This is a genomic window from Domibacillus epiphyticus (assembly GCF_001975785.1).
Classification (GTDB): Bacteria; Bacillota; Bacilli; order Bacillales; family Domibacillaceae; genus Domibacillus; species Domibacillus epiphyticus.
On sequence record NZ_MSFI01000008.1, the window covers coordinates 126,765 to 136,249 of the forward strand.

Consider the following 9,485-nt stretch of genomic DNA (forward strand, 5'->3'; position numbering starts at 1 on the left):
TGTTTAATATGTATTGGCGGCATAAATTAGATTAGTTTTTTTGTCTATACTAAAACAGCCTCCTGAATTGTCGGGATTGTTCTGTTCATTTTTTCTTTTTACTTTCTACACTCATCTTAAATTCGACACACGCCAGAAACGATTTGCTGTTGGAGGAGCAAGGCGGTCCAGACCGCGGCTTTTCGACAAATGCAACGGTTTCCATGAGTCCTTGCCACGCTTCATATACACCTCATGATGCGGTGCTTCGTCATGCTCACCACTAAAATCAAACACACCGTTATGATAAAACGTCATATACACTTCATATACAATAGCAGGTGCCGCCACAAGAGGATTGCCAACTGAATGGAGCAGCGTAAATGCGAGTTTCTCCTCATCTTGACGTATACTCTTAATTTCAATTCCTTCGTCCGAGGCCGTGTCCCTCTTAATCATTTTCTTATTCCAAGAATATCCTTCTGATGCGCCGACATCACGTGCAAGGGATACCGTTTCTCCCTTCACAGTTACATCGGCCCGTGTTCTGTACCGTTTCGAATCCGCATTGTAACCGCGGTTATCGCCCGCAAAAAAACGGATTTTCGATAAAAAAACCGGATTTAAAATCCACTTATCTTTTAAAAACGTCGTATAGCGAATGAAATAATCTTTTTCAATGTCCACAGGTTTGTGGGTTAAATGCGAACCAAGACGGCCGATCTCTTTATCAATAAAAAACGTTTCAACGAGCATATCATCTTCATTTTCCGTGAATTTTATAAGGCGTAGCAACCTCGAAAAAAGAGATGGCTCACTAGTCCCATCTTCCTCACCGAACTCCATTACACGCTTTGCTTTAATCCGGTATGTATATATTTCGTCATTGTCGAGATTCGTATCTTGAAACCCTGCTTTTTTCACTGTTCCGGCATATTCGTTATTCCTGTATATTTCATATTGTTTGACCCCTTTTATTTCTTCCCAGGCGATTGCAATTTCGTTATCTTTTACAACTGTGGTCACAATGAGTTCCTGCAACGGAATATCAGAATTTTTATTTTTACGCTCTACTGCTGTTGCCGTCTGAATTTTTAATAACTGCTCTCCTTCAATGACATAGGAATAAAGCGTTCCATTTCTTAACCCACTATCTGTAAATTCAGTGTCTGGGCCATTATATACTTCAACTCCGTCTTTCCAGATTCGATACGACTGTCCGGCACCCGTCCAGCTGAATGTAATACTATCTGGTGTCTGACTTACCGATTGTATGTTCATATCGACTCCACCTTTCTTCTCGTTCTATACCCTATTTTGCACTGGTTACAAACGTGGATAATGGAAATAAAAGGGTGATTAATACATCGATAAAAAGATCTCCGGGCTTATCCAGTCTACGCATTGCGATTTTCGTCTGACTTGTGCTTCCTTTCATAGATAGAACTTATTCCGGTCCATTCAAAAAAGTGTTTTCAAATAAAACATCATTCCTTTTCGTTTTTATCCGTTTACTTCTCTATACAAAGAAGTAAGCCTGTCAATTATTCCTATTGTAAAGATACTGCTTAGTTCTGCCAATTCAAAACAAAGCATCTCTCTCGCTTATTCCTGATGGATGCTTTGATGTTATTTTTTCTAGAAGGATATCGAGATATCCTCGTCGAATTTTTCTACAATAGTTTCTCCATCTAACTTTATCATCTATACAACTTCTTCAAATTCCGTTACGATAAAGTGAAAGGACGTGATCGTTTGACTTCATCAAAATTCCGACTTATTTATCGTACAATACTCATCATTTTCACATTGACATATGGGATTATGGCGTATCCTGACGGCTGGAGCCGGTTCGCGATCTTAGTCGCAATTATCGCCATTTTCATGACAATTGAAGACACAATGATGAAAAAAGCAAACAAGCAGCAGCGAATTATCTTTGTCATAGTTTTTGCACTCGCTTTCTTTGTCACATTTTATTATTCTTTTCTCGCCTAAAAAAAAACCGCCGGAGCGCATCCAGGCGGTTTTCATTATCGTTCTTGTTCTTGATTTAAGTAGTTATGCAGTTGTTTAAATAATAAATGAAGCCCTCCGCTGGCAATCGCAATGGCAACGATGAACGAAATAAACATTAACAGAAAAAATTGCATGCGGTATACGCCCCTTTCACTATTTCATGAGGCAAGTATACCCGGCACCGGTTACATGCTTATGACATGCAGATTAAATCATATTACAGTTCAATTAAAGAGTGTAATATAAGGCAGTGCCGATGACAAAAAAGAAAATAGCCAAAACAGCCGCTCCAAGTATAATAAATCTATTCATCTTTCTCCCTCCAAAACAATTATATCAGCAATCAACATCGAAAGTTAGAAGAAGAAAATAAGCTCAACGGCTGTTGAGCTATTTTTACTTTTAAGGTATTTTTAGTTCAATTCAACTTGTTTCGTTTCCCTGCCAAGGACAGCTAAAACAACTACGCCGATGACAATACTCGCGCAAAACACTCCGAAAATAAGGCCAATGGTTTGTCCCGATGCGACGAGCGAGCCTACAAGAAGCGGTCCCAAAATTCCCCCGACCCGTCCGACTGATGCGGCCATACCGGAACCGGTTGCGCGGATGACAGCCGGATATTGCTCCGGCGTGTAAGCGTACAACGCACCCCATGCACCGAGGTTAAAGAAAGAAAGCAAAATACCGGAACCCATTAAGACAGCGGTCGTTTCTGCATTCCCGAATACGAGAGCGGAGGCAGCTGTCCCTAGTAAATACGTAATCAGCACAAATTTCCGTCCGGCACGTTCAATGAGCCATGCCGCCGTAAAATAACCCGGCAGTTGCGCAAGTGTCATAATTAGCACATATTCAAAACTTTCAATCAGGCTGAATCCTTTCATGACCATGACACTTGGCAGCCAGAGAAACATGCCATAATAAGAAAATACAACTGTAAACCAGACAACCCATAAGACAAGTGTCGAACGTGAATAATTTTTTGACCAAACAGCCCTCATATTTTGCACGATGGTCCTTTTCTCTGCTTCAGAAGTTGAAAATGCTGGCGAATCGGGGAGCTTAAACCTTAAATACAGGGCATAAAATGCGGGTAATGCTCCAATAATTAACGCTGCCTGCCATCCATATGAAGGAATGACAAAATATGAAATGACTGCAGCTAAAACCCAGCCGAATGCCCAGAAACTTTCAAGTAAAACAACCACTCTGCCCCGGTCTTTTGCAGGAACGATTTCTGACACAAGCGTCGATGCAACCGGCAGTTCTCCTCCTAGTCCCATTCCGACGAAAAAACGTAAAAATAAGAATGCTGCAAGTGTCGTCGTAAATGCGGACAATCCGCTTGCTATTGAAAACATGAGCAATGTAATAATGAAAATATTCTTTCGACCGACACGGTCCGCAAATACACCAAACACGAGCGCGCCGACCGCCATCCCAATCGAATTCACACTGCCAATCCAACCCATCTGCTCTGGCGTTAACTGCCAATCTGCTTTTAATGCGGCAATGATAAATGACAGCATTCCAACGTCCATTGCATCAAACATCCAGCCAAGACCCGCCACCCCAAGCAATTTTTTCTGTGAGATTGTTTTTTCAGTCATCTTTGTTTACTCCTGTCTTTACAGTTGTTTTTACATATTAACTATAGACGGGCTATTGTAAAAAAACAAGTGCTGTTTGCAAGACTATCGTTTGGCGCCCTATTGACAGGAGTTCTTCTATGCCATGAAATGCTTGAATCGTACGTATGATACACTATTTACATGTGAAATATCCGGATACATCTCGTTACAACTTGTTTGATAATACTGGAAAAAAGAAAAAACGGCTCATAACAGCCGTTTTTTTTCATTGTACAAAATGAATGACTTTGCCGTTTACTGCATGAATCGCAGAATGGCAGTCGATCTGTCCGTACAGGCGGTATGTGTCTCCGTCCAACACATACACTTTCTTTAATTGAAGGTGAGGCTTAATCGCATCAAATGCTTCTTCCTTTGTTATTTCTGCCTTTTCGGCATTTTTGTACTCCTCAAACTGATCAAGCATCCAGCTGTTATCCTGATAGCTGATAACGTCATATGAATCTTTATCGAGAAACAGCTTCCATGAACGCGGAACGACACTCACGTCCGTTTTATTTGTCAGCCTTGCTTCAATCATTCCATTTGACCGCCGAATATTTGACAGCACCCACTGACCACTTTCTTTCGGCGAATAGCTTTGAAGGAACAGCAGGCTGTTTTCTTTCACTTTCATGCGTCCTTTTTTTGTAATCGGTTTTGTATCCGGATGCGGTGGAAAATCAAAAATCTTCTCTTCATCAATCTCATCCGGCGTATATTGAATGAGCTTTCGTTTTACATTCATGTTTTTCTTTGTTTTCCATTCGAGCACTTCTAACTCTTCCACAACCGGTTTTCCTGTTTCATTCGAAATAAATTGTTCATCAATCATGTATACAGGCATCCATTTTTCATCTTCTTCAGACGGCACTTCACAAAATACAAGCCGTTTAAATGCGATATCTTGGATACTTTCAAGTGTTAAGGTAAACGTCTCTTCGATTACGTTTTCCTTAGGTACTTGGCCGTAAACAGAAAAAAACGTCAGTCTTTTCTCATCATCAAGAGACACATGAATAGAACCGGACGGGGAAACTGGAACACCCTTGTATGCGAGTTCGAATGAATACGTATGGTTCGATTGTGAGTCGATAAAATGTCTGCCATACGTCCAGCCTGTCATCTGCTCCACCCAGCGGACAATTTCATTTTTATCGCCCGTTAAAAACGTCAGGCCCCGCTGCGGTGCTTTGCCTCCAACGAATACCACACTTTTTAACAGTCCTGATCTCACGTCTACTTCAATCACCGCAGTACCATCCGGGTTCAGGTCTTCTTCTTTCCGTTCTTCCATTCCAGGCGGGAGCCACTCCATTATCAGCCGGTAATCAGTTTCGTTCACTTCATTTTTTTCATAGCCAGTCGTTGTTGCACAGCGGGTAAACGATGACAGGCCAAACATTTCCTGCGCAGTGTCAATCCATTGCTGAATTTGCTCGTTCATGTTTATGTTTATTCCTCCGGTTACTTTTGCAAAAATCCTTTTGATTTGACGAAATCGAGCATATACTCGCGGCGGGGTTTCGACAAGTAGTCGGCCATGCCTTCTGTCCAGCCGGCTGACTTGTTATTTGTCGAGCGTTTCGCATAATACGTACGAATCACATCATCGTACGCAGTCAATAACTCTTCGTATTTCGCTTCATTATATTCATTCGTGTGCAGAACCGCTTCAACCGGCAGGCGAGGCTTCACTTCGTTCGCTTCATCCGGTACACCGAGCGTCAATCCAAACAACGGGATGACATGATCGGGCAGCCCGAGCAGTTCACTGATCGGCTCTGGGTTGTTACGGACGCCCCCAATATAGCAGATTCCATAACCTTTTGCCTCTGCGGCCACGACAAAGTTTTGCGCGAGAAGCGCTGTGTCAATAACCGCAACCATGAAGTTTTCCGTCGTACCGGCTTCTACGGTTTTCCCATGTTTTTGTGCCGCATAATCAAGACGTTTTAAGTCCGCACAGAACACAAGCGCACGTGCAGCTCCTTTAATTTGAACCGGGTTTTTAGACAGCTCTGCCAGCTTGTCCCGCTTGTTCGAGTCTGTTACGTCGACGATTGAATACGCCTGTACAAAATGAGAAGATGCAGCATGCTGAGCCGTCGCGATTAACTCATGGAGCGTTTCATCACGAATGGGTTCGTTTTTATATTTGCGCACAGACGCATGAGATTTAAGCAATTCTAACATTTGATATCATCCTTCCGTTTGTTTTAAGATAAAATCAAAGCCTAGCATCGTCCCGATTCCAAAAACAAGCGTCCACAAACCAATGCTGATTGTCAGCCAGAGCGTCGTCCATTTTTTACTTGCACCGAACGACAAGCCAATAAACGCCGCAATGTGGGTCCCGATAAAAATAGGTCCAAGCAGCGCCAGCCCCGGCAGACCGTATTTACTCATAATTGCCCGTGCTCTGTTCGTCTGCTTTAACTCAGTTTTCCCGGATTTTTTAAGCTTATTTTTCACCCATTCTTCCACTTTTTTATAGCCAATAATAAGCATAAGTACTGTTAACATATTACCCGTAAAGCCAAGTAACATGACCCAGAATGGCGACAAGCCGCGTACAATTCCCACCGGAATGACGAACGCGATCTCCATCCAAGGAATCGCCGCTGCAATAAACACAAGCACATACTCCACTATCTGCATATATTTTCCTCCAATATGTACTACTTTAACTTTAAATCACGGAAACAGTCCGCGCAACCATGAGCACTTTTAAAAATTCCGATTAAACCGCTGCTAAATTACTACTCTATAAAATAACCACCCATCCATAACGCACTCCAAGTGAACAGCGGGTATGCAATGAGACTGCCTAATAGTGTCATCAATCCCTTTCCTATTGACACTTCTGTTTTTTTTACATGTAACAAATAAACGGAGAATAAAAGAATGATAATAGCTGAAATTAAGCCTGGATTATAGTCGGAAAGTGAAACCCACAACAAAACATGCTGTAACGAATTTAATAAAATAGCACCCTGAATGAACACAATCCAGTAGATTGATCTGATTGCCCTTAAGTGAAACAAGAAAATGACCATAAAAACGATGACGGTCAAGATTGAAATCGCCGCATTAAAATTCGGCTGCGAAATAATTATTTGAAACTCGCTATGCAAATAAGCCGTCATGCCAAATGATTCTTCTACGTTATGAAGTAAAAATAAAATTGGGATCAACCAGTAGACCATACAAGCACCTCCAAAAAAGGAAAGGGTTTGCCCGAGGCAATCCCAAAAAATATGATTACTTTTGAACTGCTTTAACTGCCGTACCGGTTGCCACACACATTAACATCCCTGTGCCGAGCGTCTCAAAATCAAAAGCAATCCCGATGATCGCATTCGCTCCATACGACTCCGCTTTTTCCGTCATCTCTTTCGTCGCTATTTCGCGAGCCTCGGTCAGCTTCTCTTCATATGCCTGGCTCCGCCCGCCAACCACGTCGCGCACACTCGCAAAAACATCACGTACAATATTCGCTCCCATAATGGCTTCTGCACTCACAACACCAATATACTGTTGAATCTTATATCCCTCCAGCGTTGAGGTGGTTGTCATAATCATTAGATAATGCCCCCTTTTCCTTATTATACCATGAAGCATCAATAGAGCCCGCAGTTCTGACAGAACTGCGAGCTCTTTTTTTAATCGGTATTTTATCTATTTGCTAACACTTCGATCATAATCGCGTCTCCCTGTCCGCTTCCCGAACAGATAGCAGCAATGCCCGTCCCTCCTCCCCGGCGCCTTAATTCATACGCCAGGGTTAAAATGATGCGCGCTCCACTGGCTCCTATTGGATGCCCTAACGCTACAGCACCGCCATTAACGTTTACTTTCTCCGGGGTGAGGCCGGCTAATTTAATACTCGCAAGCGCTACAGCAGCAAATGCTTCATTTATTTCAAACAAATCAATATCTTCTACAGTCTTGCCTGTTTTCTTTAATAATTCATTAATAACGAGCCCCGGTGTTTGCGGAAATTTCCCTGCCTCTACAGCCAATTCGGCATGAGCGATGACCGTGGCCAAAATGGACTTTCCTTCTTTCTTTGCCTTTTCATCGCTCATTAAAACGAGCGCTGCAGCTCCGTCGTTAATCCCCGGTGCATTGCCGGCTGTAATGGTGCCTTCTTTCCCAAATACCGGTTTCAATTTTGCCAGCACTTCTTGCGTCGTCCCTTTCCGTGGAGATTCATCAGTGTCTACCACAATCGGTTCTCCTTTTCGCTGCGGCACTGCTACAGGCACAATTTCTTCCTTCATCATGCCGTTTTCTATTGCTGCAACAGCCCTCTCATGGCTCCTCGCCGCCCATTTATCCTGTTCCTCTCTTGATAACTCGAGTTCTTCCGCCGTCTCATTTCCATATGTCCCCATATGTACACCAGTAAAGCTGCATGAAAGCCCATCATAAATCATTAAGTCAACCATTGGCACATCACCCATTCGAGCACCCCAGCGTGCTTTGAATACCGCATACGGCACGTTGGACATAGATTCCATTCCACCTGCCAAAATGATTTCTTCATCGCCTGCCCGAATCATTTGATCCGCCATGGTCACACTGCGAAGTCCTGAAGCACACACTTTATTAATCGTTTCTGTCTTCACATTCCATGGAATCTCAGCTTCCCTTGCAGCCTGACGAGATGGGATTTGCCCCTGACCTGCCTGCAATACATTCCCAAAGATGACCTCATCCAGTTCTCCCGTCTTTACCCCCGCTCGGCGAAGAGCTTCTTTCATTGCGCTGCCTCCGAGCTGTGAGGCTGTTAATGAAGATAGCACGCCTCCGAATTTGCCGATTGGCGTTCGCGCCCCTTCTAGAATGACCGTTTTCACCATATTATCCCCCCTTATGTAAGATTTTACATTTCCATTATCTATAAGTAAATTACTGTTTTATTATTCCAATGCAAACTTCCAGTATATATCTCTTTAAACAGTAAACACTTCTGTAAATATACATAAGCAAATAATTAGCAGGGCACATACAACCGGTGGTATGCTAAAAGAAAGATTTTTTGAGGAGGAAAACGAATGCCACAATCATTAACAGGAAAAAACGCGATTATTACCGGAGCAGGACGCGGGATTGGCCGTGCAATTGCTCAGGCACTTGCTGCAGAAGGAGTAAACGTTGGATTGATCGCTCGTTCTGAGGAAAATTTAAAGAAAACAGCAGGCGAATTAAACGATGTAAAAGTTGCATATGCCTCAGCTGATGTATCGAACTTGGAAGAGGTCACCAAAGCGGTGGATTCATTAAGAAGCGAACTCGGCAGTATCGATATTTTAATCAACAACGCCGGCATCGCGAAATTCGGCGGGTTCCTTGAACTGGAAGCGGACGAGTGGAAAAACATTATTGATGTCAACTTAATGGGTGTTTACAATGTTACCCGTGCCGTTTTACCAGGTTTGATCGAGCAAAAATCAGGTGACATTATTAACATTTCATCCACAGCCGGCCAAAAAGGAGCACCGGTAACAAGTGCGTACAGCGCTTCAAAGTTCGCTGTCCTTGGATTGACTGAATCACTTGCACTTGAAGTGAGAAAACATAATATCCGTGTCAGTGCGTTAACGCCAAGCACCGTCGCAACTGATTTAGCTTACGAAAACAAATTGACAGATGGCAACCCTGATAAAGTGATGCAGCCGGAAGACTTAGCTGAATTTATTGTGGCTCAACTTAAACTAAACAGCCGTACGTTTATCAAATCAGCTGGTTTATGGTCTACTAACCCATAACAAAGGCTTTTGAAAAACGAAAAAACCCGGATAATGAACTGCACCCCAATTGTTAGACACCATCTGACAATTGGAG

Annotated in this window: 10 protein-coding genes; 2 read left to right on the plus strand and 8 right to left on the minus strand. The window is 42.9% G+C overall.

All coding sequences use genetic code 11. The features are described from left to right. Positions 1 to 111: 111 nt before the first annotated feature. Positions 112 to 1,260 (minus strand): DUF3238 domain-containing protein, encoded by a 1,149-nt coding sequence (locus BTO28_RS05260; RefSeq protein ID WP_076764500.1) that lies wholly within the window; start codon positions 1,258 to 1,260, stop codon positions 112 to 114. Between the two features lie 474 nt (positions 1,261 to 1,734). Here BTO28_RS05260 and BTO28_RS05265 point away from each other — a divergent pair, with 474 nt between their 5' ends. Next, positions 1,735 to 1,977, plus strand: a complete 243-nt coding sequence (locus tag BTO28_RS05265) for a hypothetical protein (RefSeq protein ID WP_076764501.1) — start codon at positions 1,735 to 1,737, stop codon at positions 1,975 to 1,977. Positions 1,978 to 2,411: 434 nt separating this feature from the next. On the opposite strand, the gene BTO28_RS05270 is transcribed toward BTO28_RS05265, so the two are convergent. From BTO28_RS05270 to BTO28_RS05300, 7 genes are all read right to left on the minus strand, one after another. Next, complete coding sequence (locus tag BTO28_RS05270) at positions 2,412 to 3,611, minus strand: MFS transporter (protein WP_076764502.1); 1,200 nt, start codon at positions 3,609 to 3,611, stop codon at positions 2,412 to 2,414. 247 nt (positions 3,612 to 3,858) lie between these two features. Beyond that, on the minus strand, positions 3,859 to 5,079 hold the full coding sequence (locus tag BTO28_RS05275; RefSeq protein ID WP_076764503.1) for a hypothetical protein: 1,221 nt from the start codon (positions 5,077 to 5,079) through the stop codon (positions 3,859 to 3,861). A gap of 20 nt (positions 5,080 to 5,099) precedes the next feature. Then, positions 5,100 to 5,828: an oxygen-insensitive NADPH nitroreductase gene (gene nfsA, locus BTO28_RS05280; protein ID WP_076764504.1), complete on the minus strand. Its 729-nt coding sequence runs from the start codon at positions 5,826 to 5,828 to the stop codon at positions 5,100 to 5,102. A gap of 6 nt (positions 5,829 to 5,834) precedes the next feature. Beyond that, the gene (locus tag BTO28_RS05285; protein WP_076764505.1) at positions 5,835 to 6,293 is read right to left on the minus strand and encodes a small multi-drug export protein; all 459 of its coding nucleotides are present in this window, start codon (positions 6,291 to 6,293) and stop codon (positions 5,835 to 5,837) included. 101 nt (positions 6,294 to 6,394) lie between these two features. Further along, positions 6,395 to 6,841, minus strand: a complete 447-nt coding sequence (locus BTO28_RS05290) for an HXXEE domain-containing protein (RefSeq protein ID WP_076764506.1) — start codon at positions 6,839 to 6,841, stop codon at positions 6,395 to 6,397. Positions 6,842 to 6,896: 55 nt separating this feature from the next. Next, positions 6,897 to 7,217 (minus strand): YbjQ family protein, encoded by a 321-nt coding sequence (locus BTO28_RS05295; protein WP_076764507.1) that lies wholly within the window; start codon positions 7,215 to 7,217, stop codon positions 6,897 to 6,899. A 92-nt stretch (positions 7,218 to 7,309) separates the two neighbouring features. Continuing rightward, entirely contained in the window at positions 7,310 to 8,500 is a 1,191-nt protein-coding gene (locus BTO28_RS05300; RefSeq protein ID WP_076764508.1) for an acetyl-CoA C-acetyltransferase, read from the minus strand. 195 nt (positions 8,501 to 8,695) lie between these two features. Here BTO28_RS05300 and BTO28_RS05305 point away from each other — a divergent pair, with 195 nt between their 5' ends. Beyond that, positions 8,696 to 9,409 (plus strand): 3-ketoacyl-ACP reductase, encoded by a 714-nt coding sequence (locus BTO28_RS05305; protein WP_076764509.1) that lies wholly within the window; start codon positions 8,696 to 8,698, stop codon positions 9,407 to 9,409. The last annotated feature ends 76 nt before the right edge of the window (positions 9,410 to 9,485 follow it).